Annotated in this window: 26 protein-coding genes; 9 read left to right on the forward strand and 17 right to left on the reverse strand. The window is 48.1% G+C overall.

Annotated features, from left to right (window positions below; genetic code table 11):
- Positions 1-32 precede the first annotated feature (32 nt).
- A complete protein-coding gene (locus tag AS034_RS17045) occupies positions 33-518 on the reverse strand; it encodes a GNAT family N-acetyltransferase (protein ID WP_419184989.1) in 486 nt (161 codons plus the stop codon).
- A gap of 175 nt (positions 519-693) precedes the next feature.
- On the opposite strand from AS034_RS17045, the gene AS034_RS17050 reads away from it, so the two are divergent.
- Together AS034_RS17050 and AS034_RS17055 are read left to right on the forward strand one after the other, a co-directional pair.
- Complete coding sequence (locus AS034_RS17050; protein WP_058299465.1) at positions 694-1,170, forward strand: DUF2243 domain-containing protein; 477 nt, start codon at positions 694-696, stop codon at positions 1,168-1,170.
- The gene (locus tag AS034_RS17055) at positions 1,167-1,967 is read left to right on the forward strand and encodes a cytochrome c oxidase assembly protein (RefSeq protein ID WP_058299466.1); all 801 of its coding nucleotides are present in this window, start codon (positions 1,167-1,169) and stop codon (positions 1,965-1,967) included. Before AS034_RS17050 ends, AS034_RS17055 begins: the two co-directional genes overlap by 4 nt.
- 396 nt (positions 1,968-2,363) lie before the next feature.
- Here AS034_RS17055 and AS034_RS17060 read toward each other — a convergent pair whose 3' ends face one another.
- Together AS034_RS17060 and AS034_RS17065 are read right to left on the reverse strand one after the other, a co-directional pair.
- Positions 2,364-2,870: a YwhD family protein gene (locus AS034_RS17060; RefSeq protein WP_058299467.1), complete on the reverse strand. Its 507-nt coding sequence runs from the start codon at positions 2,868-2,870 to the stop codon at positions 2,364-2,366.
- A gap of 14 nt (positions 2,871-2,884) precedes the next feature.
- Positions 2,885-3,568, reverse strand: a complete 684-nt coding sequence (locus AS034_RS17065) for a site-2 protease family protein (RefSeq protein ID WP_232353820.1) — start codon at positions 3,566-3,568, stop codon at positions 2,885-2,887.
- A gap of 167 nt (positions 3,569-3,735) precedes the next feature.
- Here AS034_RS17065 and AS034_RS17070 point away from each other — a divergent pair, with 167 nt between their 5' ends.
- Positions 3,736-3,921, forward strand: coding sequence for a 2-hydroxymuconate tautomerase (locus AS034_RS17070; protein WP_058299468.1), 186 nt, complete (start codon positions 3,736-3,738; stop codon positions 3,919-3,921).
- A 24-nt stretch (positions 3,922-3,945) separates the two neighbouring features.
- Here AS034_RS17070 and AS034_RS17075 read toward each other — a convergent pair whose 3' ends face one another.
- The 4 genes from AS034_RS17075 to AS034_RS17090 all read right to left on the reverse strand — a co-directional run bounded on the left by AS034_RS17075 (position 3,946) and on the right by AS034_RS17090 (position 6,773).
- Entirely contained in the window at positions 3,946-4,221 is a 276-nt protein-coding gene (locus AS034_RS17075) for a hypothetical protein (protein WP_058299469.1), read from the reverse strand.
- A gap of 66 nt (positions 4,222-4,287) precedes the next feature.
- On the reverse strand, positions 4,288-4,797 hold the full coding sequence (locus AS034_RS17080; protein ID WP_058299470.1) for a YwgA family protein: 510 nt from the start codon (positions 4,795-4,797) through the stop codon (positions 4,288-4,290).
- Between the two features lie 122 nt (positions 4,798-4,919).
- Positions 4,920-6,221: an HD domain-containing protein gene (locus tag AS034_RS17085; protein ID WP_058299471.1), complete on the reverse strand. Its 1,302-nt coding sequence runs from the start codon at positions 6,219-6,221 to the stop codon at positions 4,920-4,922.
- Between the two features lie 327 nt (positions 6,222-6,548).
- On the reverse strand, positions 6,549-6,773 hold the full coding sequence (locus AS034_RS17090) for a YuzB family protein (protein ID WP_032087215.1): 225 nt from the start codon (positions 6,771-6,773) through the stop codon (positions 6,549-6,551).
- A gap of 460 nt (positions 6,774-7,233) precedes the next feature.
- Between AS034_RS17090 and AS034_RS17095 the strand changes: the two genes are divergently transcribed.
- A complete protein-coding gene (locus AS034_RS17095) occupies positions 7,234-8,043 on the forward strand; it encodes an RsfA family transcriptional regulator (RefSeq protein ID WP_058299535.1) in 810 nt (269 codons plus the stop codon).
- A gap of 312 nt (positions 8,044-8,355) precedes the next feature.
- Here AS034_RS17095 and AS034_RS17100 read toward each other — a convergent pair whose 3' ends face one another.
- Positions 8,356-9,495, reverse strand: coding sequence for an ABC transporter permease (locus tag AS034_RS17100; RefSeq protein WP_074440051.1), 1,140 nt, complete (start codon positions 9,493-9,495; stop codon positions 8,356-8,358).
- Entirely contained in the window at positions 9,485-10,189 is a 705-nt protein-coding gene (locus AS034_RS17105; RefSeq protein WP_058299473.1) for an ABC transporter ATP-binding protein, read from the reverse strand. Before AS034_RS17105 ends, AS034_RS17100 begins: the two co-directional genes overlap by 11 nt.
- 192 nt (positions 10,190-10,381) lie before the next feature.
- Here AS034_RS17105 and AS034_RS17110 point away from each other — a divergent pair, with 192 nt between their 5' ends.
- Positions 10,382-11,038: a peroxiredoxin gene (locus tag AS034_RS17110; protein WP_058299474.1), complete on the forward strand. Its 657-nt coding sequence runs from the start codon at positions 10,382-10,384 to the stop codon at positions 11,036-11,038.
- Between the two features lie 262 nt (positions 11,039-11,300).
- Here the strand turns inward: AS034_RS17110 and lipL are convergent, their stop codons facing one another.
- Both lipL and pta read right to left on the reverse strand, forming a co-directional pair.
- Positions 11,301-12,146, reverse strand: coding sequence for an octanoyl-[GcvH]:protein N-octanoyltransferase (gene lipL / locus AS034_RS17115; RefSeq protein WP_058299475.1), 846 nt, complete (start codon positions 12,144-12,146; stop codon positions 11,301-11,303).
- A gap of 540 nt (positions 12,147-12,686) precedes the next feature.
- On the reverse strand, positions 12,687-13,658 hold the full coding sequence (gene pta, locus AS034_RS17120) for a phosphate acetyltransferase (RefSeq protein WP_058299476.1): 972 nt from the start codon (positions 13,656-13,658) through the stop codon (positions 12,687-12,689).
- Between the two features lie 483 nt (positions 13,659-14,141).
- On the opposite strand from pta, the gene hemQ reads away from it, so the two are divergent.
- Positions 14,142-14,885 carry a hydrogen peroxide-dependent heme synthase gene (gene hemQ, locus AS034_RS17125; protein ID WP_058299477.1) on the forward strand — a complete coding sequence of 248 codons (744 nt, stop codon included), beginning with the start codon at positions 14,142-14,144 and terminating at the stop codon, positions 14,883-14,885.
- Between the two features lie 51 nt (positions 14,886-14,936).
- Here the strand turns inward: hemQ and AS034_RS17130 are convergent, their stop codons facing one another.
- Complete coding sequence (locus AS034_RS17130) at positions 14,937-15,857, reverse strand: LysM peptidoglycan-binding domain-containing protein (RefSeq protein WP_058299478.1); 921 nt, start codon at positions 15,855-15,857, stop codon at positions 14,937-14,939.
- Between the two features lie 223 nt (positions 15,858-16,080).
- Here AS034_RS17130 and AS034_RS17135 point away from each other — a divergent pair, with 223 nt between their 5' ends.
- From AS034_RS17135 to AS034_RS17145, 3 genes are all read left to right on the forward strand, one after another.
- A complete protein-coding gene (locus AS034_RS17135; RefSeq protein WP_058299479.1) occupies positions 16,081-16,503 on the forward strand; it encodes a cell wall hydrolase in 423 nt (140 codons plus the stop codon).
- A 45-nt stretch (positions 16,504-16,548) separates the two neighbouring features.
- Positions 16,549-17,004 (forward strand): spore coat protein GerQ, encoded by a 456-nt coding sequence (gene gerQ / locus AS034_RS17140; protein ID WP_058299480.1) that lies wholly within the window; start codon positions 16,549-16,551, stop codon positions 17,002-17,004.
- A 170-nt stretch (positions 17,005-17,174) separates the two neighbouring features.
- Complete coding sequence (locus AS034_RS17145; protein WP_058299481.1) at positions 17,175-17,648, forward strand: hypothetical protein; 474 nt, start codon at positions 17,175-17,177, stop codon at positions 17,646-17,648.
- A 49-nt stretch (positions 17,649-17,697) separates the two neighbouring features.
- Here AS034_RS17145 and AS034_RS17150 read toward each other — a convergent pair whose 3' ends face one another.
- From AS034_RS17150 to AS034_RS17170, 5 genes are all read right to left on the reverse strand, one after another.
- Entirely contained in the window at positions 17,698-18,069 is a 372-nt protein-coding gene (locus AS034_RS17150; RefSeq protein WP_032086984.1) for a DUF423 domain-containing protein, read from the reverse strand.
- Positions 18,070-18,114: 45 nt separating this feature from the next.
- A complete protein-coding gene (locus AS034_RS17155) occupies positions 18,115-18,414 on the reverse strand; it encodes a YwdI family protein (protein ID WP_058299482.1) in 300 nt (99 codons plus the stop codon).
- 87 nt (positions 18,415-18,501) lie between these two features.
- A complete protein-coding gene (locus AS034_RS17160; protein WP_032086986.1) occupies positions 18,502-18,681 on the reverse strand; it encodes a hypothetical protein in 180 nt (59 codons plus the stop codon).
- 243 nt (positions 18,682-18,924) lie between these two features.
- A complete protein-coding gene (locus AS034_RS17165; RefSeq protein ID WP_058299484.1) occupies positions 18,925-19,599 on the reverse strand; it encodes a uracil-DNA glycosylase in 675 nt (224 codons plus the stop codon).
- Positions 19,600-19,614: 15 nt separating this feature from the next.
- Complete coding sequence (locus tag AS034_RS17170; RefSeq protein WP_419184990.1) at positions 19,615-20,382, reverse strand: DUF4230 domain-containing protein; 768 nt, start codon at positions 20,380-20,382, stop codon at positions 19,615-19,617.
- Between the last annotated feature and the right edge of the window lie 344 nt (positions 20,383-20,726).

The raw sequence follows: 20,726 nt of genomic DNA on the forward strand, positions 1-20,726 counted from the left end.
CTTTAAAGCGTTGAGGGACGGGCCTTCAGCTGTTAAAGTTTCATTTTCATTCCTTCATGTGTCGCAGTGAAACCAAGTTTCTGATAGAACCTGAGAGCTTCCCAGCGCTGTTTGTCTGTCGTGAGCTGGACGAGGCTGCAGCCGCGTTCACGGGCACGACCGACCGCCCAGTTGATCATCTTGGAGCCGACTCCCTGACCGCGTACCGCTGAAGAGGTCCTAACGCCTTCTATTGTCGCCCGCCAGCTTCCCTGATGGGTAAGATGCGGCGTGAACGTTATTTGCATCACACCTATGATTTCTTTGTCGTGGCAGGCCACTGTCAGTTCATTGTTCGTATCTGACTCGATTGCCTTAAAGGCTTTCAGATACCCTTCCGGCAGTGGATCCTCATAACGTTCCCTTTCTTTTCCCAATACATCATCCGCAAGCATCTGGACAATCCGGTCCAAGTCCTCTTCTGCAGCTAATCTGAATGTAATATCCCTCTCCACCTCTGCCACTCCTTTTTGTAACAATCTACTACCATCGTACCCGGCAAGCTGTCATAAGTTAATTAGAAGATCATTATCTTCATACATAAGTTTTCCTTATGTTTCCGAATATGTACGTTAAGGAGGTTTTTCCGGTCTTTAGTTTATCGCTTTTTTATGAGGGAATAATGGTGACAAGAAATCAAGGGGAGGTTTGGCGATGGTTAAAGTTCTGGGAACACGGAGCATTTACTCCGTGCGGAATCTGTTATCGGGGTTTCTATGCGGACTGGGACTGGTGGCTTTCATTGATGAGACGGTCTTTCACCAGCTGCTTCACTGGCATCATTTTTATGACCGATCCACCACGGATGTCGGCTTGGTATCGGATGGCTTTTTCCATGCATTCAGCTGGTTTGCCACGATCGGCGGATTTTTTCTTTTTGCAGACCTGAGACGGAGGAACGCCTATTGGCAGAAGAGATGGTGGGGCGGCGTCCTGCTCGGCACCGGCGGATTCCAATTGTACGACGGTACAATCCAGCATAAGATCATGGGCATCCATGAAATCCGCTATGTTGAAAATGTACTCGTTTACGATTTGATCTGGAATAGCACTGCCCTCGCACTGCTGATTGCCGGCATCATGGTGACGATCCATACAGGCAGGAAGGCAAAGGCGGAACTCAGCCAATGAGCACGGATCACGTCCACGAAGAAGCTGCCCGCAGCCTTTTGGGGTCCGGACCTCAATTGATCTTGGCCCTTCCTTTTGTTTGTGCCCTGATCCTCTATGTGTGGGCGGTTATCTATACAAACCGCCGCTATAAAAAATGGCCATTATACCGAACAGTTTTCTGGTCCGCAGGAATTTTTCTGGCCGTTGCTGCCGTTGCGGGTCCCCTTGCAGAGAAAGCACATCACGATTTCCAGACACATATGCTCGGGCATCTGTTCCTCGGCATGCTTGCTCCGCTCCTGATGGCACTGGCTGCACCGATGATGCTCACATTGCGCACCCTTCCAAGGGATAAAGCAAGAAAGCTCTCGCTGTTGTTAAAAAGCAGGCAGCTAAAGGTTTTGATCGACCCTTTTTTTGCTTCGTTTCTGAATATAGGGGGCTTGTGGCTTCTTTACACGACGAGCCTGTACAGTGCGATGCACGAGAATATCCTCCTGCATATTTTCATCCATCTGCATGTATTCCTCGCCGGCTACCTTTTCACGGTCAGTTTGATCTATATCGACCCAATCCCGCACCGTAAAAGCTATGCATACCGGGCTGCGGCATTGCTCTCTGCCCTTGCTGCCCACGGCATCCTTTCAAAGATCATATATGCCCGGCCCCCTCAAGGAGTCCCGGTAGATCAAGCACAAGCAGGCAGCATGCTCATGTATTACGGAGGGGACGCCATCGATATCATCCTCATTTTCATCCTTTGCCTGCAGTGGTATAAGGCCACCAGGCCAAAACCGGCTGCTATCACTCTATAATGCTCTTTTCGCATCCTTTGTTGCTATACAGACAAGAAAATACCGGAACTTGGGTATTTTCGGTTTGTCCGTCCTTCTCTGGTTTAAACTTGAGTCCGAAAAGAGCACGTTCACAAGCTGCTTTCAGGTTACAAGCCTATTTACGAAGAGCAACAATCTTTTAGAAAACAGCCATCTATAAATACGAAAAACCCCGGGCTTGTGCGAACCCGGGGTCTTTCATGTCCTAGTTTATGTGCAAACTGTGCTTTAAGTGTACTTTTTTTCCAACAGAAGTACAAGATGTGAAAGTCACTTTCAAATAAATGTCACAATTTGTTCACAAAGTACGGATTTTGTCGAAAATAAAAAGCCCGTCCCCCGCTGCATTGCGCAGTGAAGAACGGACCCTTCCCTTTATTCAGCTTTCAACGCTTCCTTCAGTTCAGGCTTGGAACGGTCCCACATGCCCTGGTCATGGTTTTTAAGGAATTCTGCGAGAACCCCTTTTGACTTATCGTCCATTTGATCAACGATGATGTGACGCTTGATGGACTTATCCATATGATTCACGTGCTCAGGCATAGACTTGTAGCCTCTGCGCTTTTCTCGGTTGACCACCAATTCACAAGCTGTCACCCCCGCATAATATGGACCTTCGTCCATGAGATCGATCGTCACCCAGATCAGCCAGTACAGTTTACCGCCAGCTGAATCCTCGCGGTTATTCGTAAATTTGATCCTTTTTTCAATCGGGCTCCGCGCATGCAGGGCACCGATTTCAATCGTCGCTTCCCCTTCTTCGACATCAATCATGACAGGAGAAACATTATCAAGGCTCAGCGATCCGACACCGTAGCCCCCGTGGCCGTCCGTCGGATCACTTTTTATGATATTGAATCCGATGTTCTTTTTCTTTTCCATCGAAACCCACTCCTTTAGTTAAAAATTGAAAAGATTGTTCCGTATATCGTGCTGAATGCCTGGCCCGTTGCACTCATGCCTGTATTCAAGAACGGCCAGATCGTGTATTGGTCAAGCGGTGTGATCACCAGGATCAGGAACAGCAGGATGCCGTATTGTTCAAACTGGCTCATTTTCACCCTCACATTCGGCGGAGACAGATCCTCGATGATCCGGTAGCCGTCCAGCGGAGGGAACGGCAGCAGGTTAAACACAAACAGAAGGATGTTCAGTTCGACGATCATCTGCAGAAGATCGATGACGAACGGAGGAATCCCGCCTCCCGTCACACCGACAAAGAAATAAAATAAGCCGAACGCGATGAACGCGATCAGGAAGTTGCTCAGCGGCCCTGCAGCAGAAACGAGAATGCCTGCAAGCCGCGGATTCTTGAAGCGCGAACGCATCACGGGAACCGGCCGCGCCCATCCGAAACCTGCAATCAGGATCAAGATCGTCCCGAACGGATCCAGATGCTGCACAGGATTCAGGGTCAGCCTTCCCTGGTCCTTTGCCGTCGTGTCCCCGAATTTATAGGCAACATACGCATGGGCAAACTCATGGACCGTGAAGGCGAGCACCAATGCAATGACCACAAACGGAAGCTCTTCAAGCGAAAAGACCGAAATGGATTCAAAAAAACTGCGAAAAGTATCCAAACTATGTACTCCTTTAAAAATGGTTTACTTTCTTATTCAATAGTATACAGAAAAAGTCCTGCTCATGACTTTCAACTTACGCTTGCTTCCCCGCACCCGCAGGATTACAGTAAAGATGGGGTTCTACCCACGATTGTATCAAAATCAACGATAAGGAGCGAATCATAATGCCTTACATTACCGTAAAAATGCTCGAGGGACGTTCAGAGGACCAAAAGAAAGCCCTCGTCGAAAAAGTTACCCAGGTCGTCAGCGAAACCACCGGTGCACCAGAAGACAAAATCGTCGTCTTCATTGAAGAAATGACGAAGGGCCATTACGCAGTTGGCGGAAAGAGATTGAGTGATCAGTAAATCTAAAAATATGATGCTCTGAAGTTATCGCTTTGGAGCTTTATTTCTTCCTCTCCTTATCAAGGATTCAACCAAAGCCATCGGATATCCGAGCCTCTCTGCAATAGTCTCCTTGCTTACACCATTTCGATAATCACGGGCAACAGATTGGTATCTTTCCTTTTTTTTATATACCTTATGAATTTGATTTGCCCTATTCCCAGTTACTCCAAGTGTTTCACCGATGACTCTAAATGTTTTCCCTTCTTTCCTTAACTTGTTCACAAACAACTCTCTCTCCGTAAAATCATAATGCTGCATATAGTTTTTCCTCCTATTTTTAAAATAAAAAGACCGCCCTTCCCCTAAGAGCAGCCCTTCATCCAATTATTGAACAACCTTTATCTTCTTCAACCCATCGATATAGGCAAACGCCTCATCGATTTCTTCTTCGGTATACTTCTGCTTTCTCTTCAGCGTGAAGACCTTCTCGCAGACTTCTTCTTTTGTAAGATTATCAAAATATAAAACCGTTGAAACAAGCTCCAAAAAGCGTGCAGACTGAGTATTCATATCCGTGAGGCAGTCCTTCAGGGACGGAATGTCCTTTTCATAGAGCGAAAGGAATTCCTCCCCTTCCTTCGTGACGGTGTAGCGGTACTGGTAATAGCCGCCCTTTTTCTCGCGCACCTCCGAGATGAACCCCATATTGCACAGCTCCTCGACGCGCAGGGTCAGCTCCTCGGAATAAGGGCCGTAAAAATGAAATTGGAATTTTTCCTGAAACGGGAAAGCGAGCTTCTTGGCGATGAAGATCATCTTCTGCAGCTTCTTCCTTCCCACCACTTCACCGGACGCTAAAAAGGCACTCATCAGTTTTGCATGTTCTTTCAACAATGTACGTCATCTCCTACTCCTAGTATTGCATAAGCGATTCTCCGTTGGCATAGGTGTCGGGGCTCTCCTCGAGATGAAGCCTGCGCATCGATCGCGCGGGCCATTCACCCTCACAGCCTTTTCTAAGAAAGTTCCAGAATCGTCCGTATCTGTCTCTTTATATTCTTCTTCGTTGATTCGTCGTATAGTAAATCCACTGGATAGTATAATTTATGGTCGGTTCTGCGCTTGCCCGAGATGGAATCGACGATATCCGATTCCCTCGACAGCTCCCGAAGCTCGTTGTTTTTCATTAAAAGATGGATCGGAAGGCGTTCCTCTTCCTCACCTGGCCGGTAAAAATCGTATGGAAGGTCGGAAGATGAGTCCACCACCAAGTAATACTCAGGGTCGATCCCCGCTTTTTTAAATAGGGTCTCAAGCTCGCTGTGCTTCTTGTATTCCTTCGCAGGATCGAATTCCACGTATTTGAAGAGGTTGCGGTTCATAAACCGCTCGCATAAATCGCGCAGGATGCCGTCCTCTTCTTCCTGCCAGATCTGAAAATAATACATGATCACCGATTCATCGAGCTTCAAATAATCCTGAAGTGCGACATCGCCGGTAAAAAGTGAATAAAAATGAAGGGGTTTCTGCTTGAAAGAGTATCCCGTTTCATGAAGCTCCTTCGCTCTATGTAAAATCTTCGTCAGGATCACTTCCGCACTCCGCGTCACCGGATGGAAGTAGACCTGCCAGTACATCTGATAGCGGCTCATGATGTAATCCTCCACAGCATGCATCCCGCTCTGCTTGATCACGACCTGATCTTCACGCGGCCTCATCACACGCATGATGCGTTCCATGTCGAAGTGTCCGTAGCTCACACCCGTAAAATAGGCATCGCGCTGCAGATAATCCATGCGGTCGGCATCGATCTGACTCGAGATCAGGCTGACAACAAGCTTGTTCTCATAGGTCTTCGCGATGACCTCTGCCACATGCTTCGGAAAATCCTTCCCGACTTTCGAAAGGACCCCATTCACTTCGGTGTCGCCCAAAATGATCGCCTGCGTGAAATGCTCATGATCAAGGTGGAACACCTTTTCAAACGAATGTGAAAAAGGCCCGTGTCCGAGGTCATGGAGCAGGGCTGCACACAGGGAAAGAAGACGCTCCCCCTGATCCCATTCCGGGCGTCCGTCAAAAACATCATCCACGATGCGGCGGATGATTTCATAGACACCGAGTGAATGATTGAAGCGGCTGTGCTCCGCCCCGTGGAAGGTCAGATACGTCGTACCAAGCTGCCTGACCCGTCTGAGGCGCTGGAACTCCTTCGTCCCGATGAGATCCCAAATCACGCGGTCCTTTACATGAACATACCGATGAACAGGGTCTTTGAATACTTTTTCTTCATGCAATTTCTGCTTGGAATACTCCATCTTCTACCCTCTTCCTAAACTAGCATATTTCTATTATAGCGACTTTGTACCCGGCCTTCATCTCGAATTTTGTCGAAAAAAATATAAAAATGGCCCCTGAACAACGCATACCGGGCACTCCGTCACCTCAAAAAAATTTCATCCATTTACACCATCTTGACAAAACATTTACCCTCTTAACATTCTCCATCCCTTAAATATTTCCTTTAAACACACCAGGTAAACATTCGGGAGGGACGGGCTTTCATCGCATTAAACCACTAAAGGACAGTCCTTTAGCGGAGAAAAGAAAAAACTCCCTTAAAGGAAGTTTGCTGAACCACGCATTTATTTCTTCATTTTCTTTTCGATCTTTTCCATTAATTCTTCTTCCGTCAATGCCGCTACCGGACGATTATTGACAAAGGCGAATGTCTTTTTGCGTCCTGGACCACAATAGGACTGACACGCAATATCAATCGGTGCATCCGGATCCATCTCTTTTAATTTCGGAATCAAAGTCTTTAAATTCACGGCCTGACAATCATCGCAAACCCTAAATTCGTTTGCCACCTGCCAACAACCCTTTCTATCTATCGAATCAATTATTTTCACACAAACATCGATTTCTAGAATACCGTTTTCCGGGGCGATTTGCAAGAGAGCGTCATTTCCAGGTTGTGGTGATTTTTAACAAAGAATTGGTTGCGAGTAAAAAGATCTGCCGCATCAAAAATAGTGGTAGTTGTCGTCATCACACTCAACTCTAGCGTTTGATTGGAGTGCAGGACGAAGACTCCTGCGGGAAAAGTAGCTTATGTGAGACCCCGCAGGCAAAGCCGAGGAGGCTCACGGGCTACCCGCGGAAAGCGTAGTCCTGCACGGAAATCAAAAAGCGGCAATTGAAGAAATGTACAACGAAACTACCAACTTCAAAATATTTTTAACATATTCGTATAAAAATCTATAAAACTGCCCATCCTTTTACCAACGAACAAATTTCAAGTAAAAGTTGGGAGTTGAGATGAGAATGATGAAAACAAGACAGGATGCCTGGACCGAAGAAAACGATCTGCTTTTAGCCGAAACGGTCCTGCGCCACGTACGCGAAGGCAGCACACAGTTGAACGCATTCGAAGAAGTCGGGGATAAACTGAACCGCACATCCGCAGCCTGCGGGTTCCGCTGGAATGCAGTCGTGCGCCACCAGTATGAAAAAGCACTGCAGCTTGCAAAAAAACAGCGCAAACAGCGCCACCGCCTGCTGGGGAAAGATCAGGGCGGAAAGAAGAAGCTATTATACAGGCCGCCTACACCTTCTATGGAAGAGCTTGATGCTATGTCTCTATCAATGGAAGAAGCGGAAGAGGAAATGGAGTTCCAATTCGAGGATTATGTACCGGCAACCGAGCAGCTTTCACAGAAGGCCGCTCAGGCAGAAGCTGAAGTTCCAGAGGAAGCCGAAGAGCAGACCGCCGCTCCTCAGGCACCGGCCAGTAAGCATATGGTGAATCCGTCCGGCCTCCGCGGGGAAGTCACACTCGAAAAAGTGATCGCGTTCCTGCAGAACATGGCGCAAACAAGCATGAACTCGGATATCGTAAAAATCGAGAATCAAAGATTGAAGCACGAAATCGCTGAGATTAGGAGAGAAAACAAAGAGCTTGAAAAGAAAGTCGCAGAGCTCGAAAACAACTCTGTCACGATGCAGGAAGACTACGAAACACTTATGCAGATTATGAACCGTGCCAGGAAGCTTGTACTATTCGATGAGGAAGGCGAAGCCAAAGCACCGCGCTTCAAGATGGATCGCAACGGTAACCTGGAGAAGGTCGCAGAGTAAATTCTATATGTGAGCCCCCCTTTTAATAGGGTTCCCAAGCCAGTATGCCTTTTTTTGAAAAAAGGTGTGCTGGCTTTTATTGTGGAAGGGGGTATTCCCTGTTTTGTCAGCCTACCAGACAGATTTAAGTGCGGGAGCTCCTCATTTATGTGCGGAAAATTGAATATAAGTGCCAAATTTCCCATATATGAGCGAACTCCTAAATTATATGTGCGAAACAGGAGGAATAGCCGGCACAAATACACCGACCGGTATGCAGCTGAATCTTCATCTCACCCCCGCCTCCTCAAATTCTACCATTCTCCAATCCAGTCAGACGATCAGTCCAATTACTGTGAATATAACCACCGCTGCCCCCGCCAGTCCGATAACCGGAAAGGCAAACAGTTTCCTAAACCGCCCCCAGACCGGATCTTCCAGCTTTTTATCATAAGGAACGACCGCGAAAAACGGGCTGTCCAGCATTTTCTTGAACAGGCTTTTCAGCCACGACTGGATGAAAAGCGCGAAGCCGGCAAAGACGAGCCATTTCAGCCAAATCGGCAGTACGATGACCGCCGACATCGTCAAGAGGAACATCTGGATATAAAGCGTTAAATAGTTCCTTCTCAAAAATCCCTTCACCACGAGCTCCAGTAGGCCATCCTCTTTCGATCGTTCTCCTTTAAAAATCCGCTTCGAGCCGCGGAACATAAGGAGCGGCCTGTTCCTCTGGTTGACAGGTTCCTTTTCCACTTCCATCGAGTACGTCAGGATCAGCTTGATATACTTGACCTTTTCCCGATTCTCGATTTCGATTTCTTTCATGAACCAGCGGTTTGAGCGGGGCATCTGTTTCAAATGGTAGAAAACGACCGCGGCCGCAGTGAAAAGACTAAAGACGCCGACCAAAGCGGGGGCTGCGTTCGTCACCATGAGCACTGCTCCGGCCGTGAGCAGCACGAACACCGCAAATATAACCGATCCCTTAGAAGAGAACTTTTTTACCGTCATAAAAACAAGCTTCACCGCTAGCGCTGCTGCCAACAAAGGCAGCACCTCAACGGCTTTCATCCCATACACGCCGGCGAACAAAGGAAGCGTAATGACACCTGCAGCCAACACCCCGATCACCGAACCCGCCGCAGAATATAAAAATCCCAGACGTTTAAAAAGAATAAGAAGTTCCTTTTTCTGAAGGAGGTACAAAAGATCTGCCTCCATTAAGTAGGTCCTGAAATTCCCTCCGGCCGTCACCAGCAGAATCAGCACGAACAAAACGGTAAAGGGAAGACGCCCGCTCCAGTAGAGGCCGCTGTGCTCCCACATATCTGCGTAGACGAAAGGAGCCGCAATCATGACCGGGATAACCAGATAAACGACAATCGTCCAGTCCAGGACCGTCTTCATGACGCCCCACTGGTAACCCCATTCAGCAGCCAGCCTCCTCCTGAACAACGTGCTAGCCCGCATGACTGTCACGCTCCGTCAGCAGATCAAAACAATCAAACAGCGAACCTTCCCGAAGGCCGCTGTCGCGCTGGACCTCATCCAATTTCCCCTGCAACACAAGCTTCCCGTTCGAAATCAGGACAAACCGGTCGCAGATTTTCTCGGCCGTATCCAGTACATGAGTCGACATCAGGATGCCGGCCCCGCGCTTCTTTTCATCGGCGATCAGCTGCAGCAGCTTCTTCACCGCATTCGGATCAAGCCCCATAAAGGGTTCATCAATAATATACAGATCAGGCTTTTTCAAAAACGCAAGGATCAGCATAACCTTCTGCTGCATCCCTTTCGAAAAACTCTCAGGATAGTGGTGAATCCGCTGCGACAGCTGGAAAAACTCCAGCAGCCTCTTCGCCTCCAGCTTGAATTCCTCTTCCGGGACGTCGAGCGTGGAAAGGAGAAAATCAATATGCTCCCATAACGTGAGGCGGTCATAAAAAATCGGCCGCTCCGGGATATACGCATAATCCCCCACCTCCACCTTGCCGTCCACATGCTTGAGGATCCCGAGAATCGATTTGATCGTGGAGCTCTTCCCCGCCCCGTTCGGCCCGATCAACCCGACAAGCTCCCCGGGACCGACGGAGAAACGGATATCCTTCAGCACATTCGTATTCCCTGCATAACCTGCTTCGTTTATATCAACTGTTAAATACAAGCTGTTCTCCTCCATAAATTAGATAGTATCTAATAGTACGAAGGAGAAGCTGGAAAGTTTCAATTTTTTCCAGTTTAATTAAAAAGAAAGCGGCGTGACTTTCGATTCAATCCGCTCTCCAATTGATTACTTTTAACCAGATTGTGGTATTCATCCTTATGTAGTCTAGTAAGCACACAGGAGGGATTAAACATGGAACAAATTCAAGAACAGCAACAGTTGACCATGCCACGGATCGGGGATCCAGCCCCGGCTTTTGAAGCAGCAACCAGCCGCGGAAATATCAGCTTGAAAGATTACAAGGGGAAATGGGTGGTTTTATTCTCTCATCCTTCTGATTTCACACCTGTCTGCACAACAGAATTCGTTGCTTTTCAGGAAATTTATCCGGAGCTGAAACAATTAAACACGGAGCTCCTGGGCTTGAGTGTGGATAGCGTCTCCTCCCACATTGCATGGATCCGGAGTATTGAAGAAAACTTCGATACATCCATTGAATTCCCCGTCATCGCCGACCTTGATAGAAATGTCGCCATGAAATACGGGATGATCATGCCGGGAGAAAGCCAGGTCGAAACTAGCCGGGCGGTCTTTGTAATCGATGACAAGCAAACCATCCGGTCAATCATCTATTACCCGCTGACAACCGGACGGAACATGCAGGAAATCCTCAGGCTTGTCAAAGCCCTTCAAGCAACGGATGAACACGGGGTGTCCACACCGGCCAACTGGCAGGAAGGTGAAAAAGTGGTCGTCTCCCCGCCGAAGTCCCAGGAAGAAGCCGCAAAGCGGGCAGAAGAGGAAAATATAGAATATATCGACTGGTACATTTCAAAAAAAGAGATCTAATGGCAGAGGCTATCCTTCTTGGATAGTCTTTTTTTAGGCTCTTTTCGCATGCTTTGTTGCTATACATACAAGAAAATACCGTAAATTGGGTATTTTCGGGTTGTCCACGCGTCCCTAGTTTGAACTAGAGTTCGAAAAGAGCACGTCCACAAGCTCCACCCGGCTACAAGCCTATTTACGAAAAGAAACAATCTTTTAGAAAACAGCTTTTTTTAAAATAAAAAAGACCAAATGGACCTGTGCCATTTGATCTTTGCAATGCTTATTCACCCAATACCTTCTCATTCCGCTCCACGACTCTCTGGTAATACGTTTCGTACATCGTGTACTCTTCACCCTGAAGGGCACTGGCGTAAATCCCACCGCTGAACGACTTCAGCGCCTGCAGGAAGCGGAGCATCACATCCTGCACGTTCAGCTCGACACCGAGGAGCTCCGACAATGAAGCCATTACCTCGGGGCGGATCGACGGGAACGTAAACTTCGTCTGTTCACCCTTAAGCCCCGTTTCATAAAAACGGCGGACCAGCTCCGCACGCTCTGAGCCGCTTCCATTCACACACAGATAAATCTGAACCGCTACACCGTTCCGGATCCGCCGCTGCGAAATCCCCGCAAACTTCCGATCACCGATGCTCAGATCATAGCTTCCCGGACAGTACGATTCCGTGATTTCCTTCGCTTCCATTTCCGCCCCGAAATCCTTAAACATCTCCTGGACGAGCAGCCACATCGCATCATATCCTCTATTGATATCGATCCCTTTCTCCGAATCGGGGAACACGAGTGACAAATTCAGAACCCCTTCATCCAGCACAACGGCCAAACCTCCGGAATTCCTCACAATATATTGATAACCAGCTTCCTCCAACACGCGTAACGCCTCAGAAAGAAACGGCAATTTCGTATCCTGTATACCAAGCACCACCGTCTGATGATGAACCCACGAACGGGCAGCCGGATCGGACTGGTCAGCTCCCACAGCCGTACACAATGTATCATCCATTGCAAAAGACTGCAGCGCCCCGAACATTGGCCCGAGACTCGACTGATCAATCACCCTCCACCGTTCCTGACGGAGCAGTGCATACGTTTTTTCCTTATCCATAACGCTTCTCCTTCACTGAAAACATGCGGGTTTATTATATCATAAATTGGTTGGGGGGTGGCTGGCACATGGGTGGCTTGGGATTGGGACTGGGATCCGTGTTCGGATGCAGGCCGGGGATCGGTGCCTGGCACAAATAGGGTGTATTGTGCCAGGCACAGCAGGCGGGATTTGTTCCTGGCACAGAACGGCGATTTTGTGCCAGGAACAATGGCATTGATTTGTGCCAGGCACAGATTCCCTTTTTGAGCCTGGCTCAATCCGGCTAAAACGAGCCTGGCTCAAATCACTTAAATTGAGCCTGGTTCAAACTAACCCAATCGAGCCAGGCACCCCGCTGCCCCCGGTTAACTGGTATACCGGGTACAAATCTACTCGCCTGTATCTGGTACATTCACCTCGTTTTGTACATGGTACCATCCATCAACCCTGTACCGGGTACAAACCACCCCTACTGTACCAGGTATACCCCAAAACCAAACCCACAACAAAAAAAGCCGGACCCTCAAAAAAAGAGTCCAGCTTTCCCTAATCAAATCCTTACAGCGCCTGAGCAGCCGTAATCAATGCCAATTTATATACGTCTTCCTCGTTGCATCCGCGGGAAAGGTCGTTCACAGGGGCGTTCAATCCCTGAAGGATCGGGCCTACTGCTTCGAAGTTTCCTAGGCGCTGGGCGATTTTGTAGCCAATGTTCCCTGCTTCAAGGCTTGGGAATACAAATACATTGGCGTTACCCTGGATGTCTGCGCCAGGTGCTTTTTTCTCTGCAACGGATGGGACGAAGGCTGCGTCGAATTGGAATTCGCCGTCTACTGTCAGCTCAGGAGACTTTTCTTTTGCAATCGTCACTGCTTCTACTACTTTTTCAGTTTCTGCTGATTTAGCAGATCCTTTCGTGGAGAAGCTCAGCATCGCCACGCGCGGATCGATGTCGAACATGCTTGCAGTCTTTCCGCTTTCAACTGCGATTTCAGCAAGGTCCTGGCTGTCAGGAGTAATGTTGATCGCACAGTCGGCGAATACGTATTTCTCATCGCCGCGCACCATGATGAACACGCCAGATGTTTTGCGTACGCCTTCTTTTGTCTTGATGATCTGAAGCGCTGGGCGGACCGTGTCAGCGGTAGAGTGGGCAGCGCCGCTCACCAGGCCGTGAGCCTGTCCAGTGTACACCAGCATCGTTCCGAAGTAGTTGCCGTCCAGAAGGATCTTCTTCGCATCTTCTTCTGTCGCTTTTCCTTTACGGCGCTCGACGAAGCTTTTTACAAGGTCGTCCATGCCGTCGAAGGATGCAGGATCCACGAGTTCGCAGCCGTCAAGCTTCACGCCTGATTGATCTGCAACCGTTTGGATTTCAAGCGCATTCCCGATGATGATCGGAGTCAGGATGCCGTCGCTTGCCAGACGGGAAGCAGCGCGTACGATACGTTCGTCTTTTCCTTCCGGGAAGACGATCTTCAATTCTTTGCCTTTGATTTTATCCGTCAGTGTCGTAAATAAGTTACTCAATAGAGGAACCTCCTTGATTTATACATATCCATTCTTAGAATACTCTACTCATATAGGAATTCAAGGAAAAGGGAAAATGTATTCGGTTACACCGGTAAAGTCTTTGTTTTCAAAAAATTCCCCTTCGACATCCATCATTCCTATACCCGGTATACCATGCAGACAATCCCTTATGTAACACCTTTTAGTGTGTTCCGTAAAAACGCTTCCTATCCTATAATTGTGCCATTTTAACGACATTTGGGTTTCACGTTCTTCTTCTTTGACCAAACTATGATATAGTGAAAATGCAAGGCTCTTTTAATGGGTTGTTGCTTTTCGCACCTGTTCTGTTTATTTGATTGGAGCTCGTGACGTGCTCTCTTCGAAAGGATCCTTAAACAGGCTGCGGACATATAACCGATTAACCATTCCCTTATGTTTATAGCGGCAACCAATGCGAAAAGAGCCCAATTGGAAATAGAATATAAGGAGTGATTGAACATGGCAGAACCAGCACAAACATTGGATGGTTGGTATTCACTGCATGATTTCCGCGCGATGGATTGGACTTCATGGAAGATGCTTCCGAGTGAAGAACGAGCAGCGGCAATCGCTGAATACCGCCGTTTCTTAGATAAGTTGAATACGACTCAGGCTGCAAAAGAAGGAAGCCACGCCCTTTACACGATCGTTGGGCAGAAAGCGGACTTCATGATGATGATCCTTCGTCCGACGATGGAAGAATTGAATGAACTCGAAAACGAATTCAACAAGCTGAAAATTGCTGAATTCACGATCCCGACATTTTCTTACGTTTCAGTCGTTGAGCTTGGAAACTACATGCCGACTGAGGGCGATCCCTATGAGAACCCTTATGTTCAGGAGCGCATCTATCCGATCCTTCCGAAAGCGAAGCATGTCTGCTTCTATCCGATGGACAAGCGCCGTCAGGGCAATGACAACTGGTATATGCTTCCGATGGAAGACCGCCGCGCGATGATGAAGAGCCACGGCATGATCGGCCGTCAATACGCAGGCAAGGTCAAGCAGATCATCACCGGTTCTGTCGGTTTTGACGACTATGAATGGGGCGTTACGCTGTTTGCCGATGACGTTCTTCAATTCAAGAAGCTTGTATACGAAATGCGCTTCGACGAAGTCAGCGCACGCTACGGCGAATTCGGTGCATTCTATGTCGGCAACCTTTTAGAAGAAGAAGGAATCGAGAAGTTCCTTCACGTATAAAGAATAAAGAAGCAGTCCGCTTGGTCAAACCCAGACGGACTGCTTTTTTCTTTATTTTATCTCGATCGTATTCAGCATCTTCAGCATTTCAGGAACGATTCCTTCCGACTCCTCCGCATTCTGGAAATGAATCGTAAACTTCAGCAGGACTCCGTCCACTCTTTTTACCACAATGTTCTTCTGTACGTCTGAGTCATGGGCATGCATCACGAATTCCGACCCTTTGTAAAACGGCAGTGAATTATCAGAAGGGAGTTCGGTCACCTTGCCGAGCAGGCGGAGCTCATTCTGCGCCTGCTTTTTCAGGGAACCGATCTCAGCACCGGCACCGATGACTTCGACTCTTGTAAAATAATAATCGTCGTTGGCGGATTGAAGAATGAATTTCCTCGGCTCCTCCGCGGTATAGTAATAGCCCGGACGCGGTGTCAAGCCGGGAATGATCTTGTCGGCATCATAACCCGTCGATTTGTCCGGTGTGACTTTATTCACTTTCAGGACCTGCCCGGTAAAAATAAGGCTGCTTTTCAAGCCGTTATTCCTCTTCAATTCATCTACGGTCAAGCCGTATGTCTGGCTGATCCCCCATAATGTATCCCCCGTCCTGACCAGCACGAACGCCGGAATGATCAGTTTTTGTCCGGCATAGATGGTGTCGGATTTCAGTCCGTTCATATGTTTCAGCTGCCCGACTGTCGTATGGTGTTTCTTCGCGAGGCTCCATAAGGTGTCCCCTTTTTCGATGGTGATCCTTTTTTCAAAACGGAGCTTATCACCGGCATAGATCAAACTTGAACTGAGGTTGTTGCTGTCCATCAGCTGGTGCACCGTCAACCCGTATTTCTGCGATAACCCCCATAGTGTGTCTCCTTTCTTGATCAAATGGAATCCCGAGGCCCCTGCACTTGATGCACTCAGCGCCGTGATGGTCAGGGCGAGTGCGGCTGATTTGAATAGGCTGCTTTTTTTCATCTTCATCCCCCATTATGTTTTCTCATGTTGCTCATTGTTACTTCTTCCTATACTTCATTAGACGGCTGGAAAAATGTCCGGTTACGTAAGAATGAGCCCATTTTGAAAAAGGGCCGGGTCAGGTATTCATCTTTCACTCCCTAAATATAAGAATATCTTTTTCCATACGGACATAGACATGAATTAGTGAGACAGAAAGCATCTTCTGAAGTGAGGTGGGAAGATGGCTGTTGTTCCCTTTAATGAGAAGGAAGTGAAGCTCCTCGCCCGGTTGATGAGGGCAGAAGGAGAGGGTGATGGTCAGCTCGGGATGCTGTTGGTCGGGAACACCGGGATCAACCGTGTGCGGGTGAGATGCCTGGACTTCAAGGATATCAATACGATCCAGCGCATGGTGTTCCAAAAGCCCGGCGGATTCGAGGCCACGCAGAAAGGCTACTTTTATCAGCGTGCCAGGGAGAAAGATATCAATCTTGCCAGAAGGACAATAAAAGGTGAGAGATTCCATCCTGCTTCAAATGCGCTATGGTTCTTCCGGCCGGAGGGAGATTGTCCGCCACAGTGGTATAACCAGACCAACTCGGGCCGATTCAAGGCACACTGCTTCTTCATCCCGACCAGGGCGGATTGTCCAAAAGCCTATTAGGGCTCCGAACGCGTTAAAATCCATGTTTTCAAGGAGGTATATCACTTGTCAAATCAAGAATACAACCCTTATTACCAGGGGTATCAAGCGTACGACCCTTATCGTCAGTACTACGGCACCGGCATGCAGGGCCAGGGCCAGCAGGCTCAATATAATGCCATGCAGCCGCCTGCACAAAAAAATGCCCCGGGACCGTCCCAGAACATCCCCGGCATGCTGCCTGTTGAAGAATCATATATCGAGAACATCCTCCGCCTCAACAAAGGCAAAGTCGCGACCGTGTACACGACCTTCGAAAACAACACACAGTGGAATGCAAAAATATTCAAAGGCGTCATCGAGGCAGCCGGACGTGATCATCTCATCCTGAGCGATCCCCAGTCGGGAACGCGCTATCTGATTCCGATGATCTATCTCGACTACATCACCTTCGACGAAGAAATCGAATACGAATATCCATTCAACGGCACCGGCGGACTAACAAACTACTCTCCGCGATAAGAAGATTCCCAAGTGTTCAAAATTTCATTTTGGACACTTTTTTTATTTGGATTTTGCATCCCCCTTTCATTCGACTCGGAAAACACTAGATTGATAGCATCATATGGTAAAATATAGGTAGCCATTATTTAAAAAGGGAAAAGTTGCAGCAATCCGAGGGGGACAAATCGATGAAAAAAATCAGTATCCTATTGGGCGTGGTCATACTCATCGGTGTGTTGGCAAATATCACGCATATAATGGCCCTTACGAAACTGTATTCATTCAACCAACATAAAAAAGTCACAACCGAAACAAGAGTCATCACGTTTGAGGACATTTTCGAGACGCTGCATCAACAAAGGGGATTGGCCCAAGAATTACGGCACTCAAAAACCTATTCACTGATAGGCGAGGAAGTGCAAAAAGGACTTGATGATGCTTCTGATTACGAAATGTTTTTACGGAAGCACCCTCAAATCAATACAATCAAAGTTGAATTGCCAATCGTCACATACAAAGACGGTGACAGGACGATTGAGTATATTTCAGGAAAAGGGAAAGTGTTAGAAGTATTAGAGGACGGTCAATGGAAAGAATTTAATGGTACCTGGGATGATTTATGGAAGGATTTAATTGAGAAGCTTAACGAGAATAAGGATTAAAAAAAGCTTGGGAAGTTCCCCAAGCTTTTTTTATCTCTCATTCCATTGCCTACATCGTCTTCGCCGCAAAGATCACAAGCAGGATCCATCCTGCAAGGAAGCTCACTCCCCCGAGTGGTGTGATCGCTCCAAGCACCTTGATGCCGGACAAGCTCAGGACATACAGGCTTCCGGAGAACAGGATCGTCCCGATCACCATCAGCCATCCCGACCATGACAGGAGGGATGTCGGTGAGACGGTTCCCATCAGGACACCGATGATGATGATGCCGATTGCGTGGAACATTTGATAAAGGACACCAGTATTCCAAGTATCTATGTATTTTTGAGAGATCTTGCCTTCGAGCGCATGGGCACCGAACGCACCGAGGCCGACCGATAAGAACGCACTGAGCGCTCCGATGATAATGAATGTTTTCATGATTCTGCTCCTCCACTTGTAATTAGGGGGTTGCCCCCGTTTTTATTAAAAATCAAACAATGAATCCCCGTTTGCTCCATCGTCTGTCTCCATCGGTTCTTCCTTCTGGATCTGCACCGGCCGCCGTTCAGGCTGTTGCTGCTGGGCGGAGATGTATGGGACGGTCTGCTGCGGCTGGATGGGAGCGGTGAAGCTTCCTGCCTGGCTGTTTTCTTCAAGCAGGACTTCGCACAGCACTTTGATCGAGTTGATATGCTCCCGGATCTGCTGTGATTTTTCCGCAGATTTTGCCTTTGCGAGCTCCCTTTCCATTTGTTTGATGATACTCTGATGAGGAATATTCATTCCGTGCTTCCTCCTTTCGCAACGCTTTCGTTTCATTATCTATATCCTACTTCTAAATGGATGCATAATCAAATATGTTCAGCGCCCTCATTGAGGTTTCCTGACAAACTTCAAACACGGACGCCCCGATGACTGAAGGACCACCGTGGACGGCATCGCTTTCGTCTTGAAGCCGTATCCCCTGCATCCCCTCGGGTGGGCGGGTTCCCATGTTGTATAAAAGTATCGGCACTTGAAACAGTTGATCCGCTTTTCATTTTCCTCCACACTAAAGCCTCCCTGCAAGACTAAAACCCCTCTTGAGCTTGCCGGTCGAGGGGTTAAGGAATGTTTCACGTGAAACAACTTCTTTATTCCAAGCTGTTTTCTAAAAAATTGCTGCTTTTCTAAATCAGCTTGCAGCCTGAATGCAGCTTTTGGACGTGCTCTTTTCGAACTCAAGTTCAAAAACAGACGGACAAGCTGAAAATACTTCTTATGTGGAAAGCAGCAATGTATGCGAAAAGAGCCTTATTCAATGCACCAGTCGATTTCATCCATCCCTTGTTCTTTTAAAAATTGATTCGCCTTTGAATACGGCCTGCTCCCGAAGAAACCGCGGTGGGCAGACAGCGGACTCGGATGCGGGGCATCCAGGATTTTGTGCCTTGATTCGTCGATCAGTGCACGTTTCTTCTGGGCCGGTTTCCCCCAAAGCAGGAACACCATCGGCTTTTCGCGTTCATTCAGCAGGGTGATGACCTTGTCTGTGAACGTCTCCCAGCCTTTGCCCTGGTGAGAATGGGCTTTCCCTTCCTCCACCGTCAATACGGTATTCATGAGCAGGACACCCTGCTCCGCCCACTTGACGAGCGACCCGTGCTGCGGGATATCACACCCGATATCATCGTGAAGCTCCTTATACATATTGCGGAGCGACGGAGGCACCTTGACGCCTTTTTTGACGGAAAAGCTGAGCCCTTCCGCCTGATTCGGCCCGTGATAAGGATCCTGCCCCAAGAGGACGACCTTCACATCCTGATACGGCGTGTAATGAAACGCATTGAAGATATCGTACATCGATGGATGGGTGGCCGAAGCCTGATATTCACCCTTCAGCCACTCTCTCAAATTCAGATAATAGTCTTTCTGAAGCTCCTCACCGAGGACTTCAGACCAGTCATTTTTAAAAACAGCAGTTGACAACGCGGAACATCCTTTCTAGTTCTCGTACGTGATGGTCACTTTATAGCCTAATTGTTCAAAAAATCCTTTCAGCGACTTTTCGGCATTTTTCTCCGCAGCCTGCAAAAGACCCTGATCCACCGCTTCCTGGCTGATCATATCCTTTGCCACTTCGGCAAGGGCAAAGCCTTCATTCCAGTCAACGTCGCTCCGGAAGATCCCCTCCACGGAAAACGTCTTGATATTGTCCGTGTCGAGTGACGGAGCCTGGAGGATCGCTGCACGCGGAAGCGTCAATTGGATTTCCTTTTTCTCTTCATCTACCACTATATCGTTTTTATCAACTTGCTGTAAATCAACACCCGCGAGAACCGTCCCCGGTACCACCATCAATAGCTTTCTCTTCGTCCCGGGCAGATCCGCACCGATTTCTTTTCCAAAAATCTGATTGTCCTCCTGCTCGATGACCGCCTTCACGAACCCCTGGGCGGTCGCAAGCGTGCTCATATCCTGGATCCGTTCAACAAACGAGCCCTTCTCCTCCGTGAAAGTGGAGCCCGACAGCCACGTATACATGAAGGCCGCGGTCCCTCCCACTGCTAAAATAATCACCAGCAGCACGAGCAGAAATCTGTTTTTCCAAAACGACAGAACCCCCGTCATCACCTTCCATGAATTCCTCCCGCTCCTGCTTCTATGTTGAACAGCCGCCGTCGCGCCTGTTTCCCTCTCACTCGCCTTCAACTCTTCCAAAATCCCTTCCATCTGCCTGATCTTCTCATATTGGGTACTCAAGCCCTTCACCTTCCTCTATCTCTATTATATGAAAATATGTCGAATCTTGGAAACAATTATTCTATTAAAACACATTGCTAGATTATGGAAGTTTTAATTTGAAATGAGCGGGAAAAGCAGGAACAAGAACACATTGTTAGGACTCAAAAATATTAACTAGTGGTTCCCAGCAGATTATTGGAGGGGAAGACGAAGACTCCTGCGGGAGAAGTGGCTAAAGTGAGACCTGTCTAGCTACAGGGCTTAGAGGCACATGTCATAAGCCAAACCGAGGAGGCTCACGGGCCACCCGCGGAAAGCGAAGTCTTCCACGGAAATAATCTGCGGGATCAAAGACAACTTTTCAGGAGGTT

This window comes from [Bacillus] enclensis (assembly GCF_001456935.1).
Lineage (GTDB): Bacteria > Bacillota > Bacilli > Bacillales > Bacillaceae_B > Rossellomorea > Rossellomorea enclensis.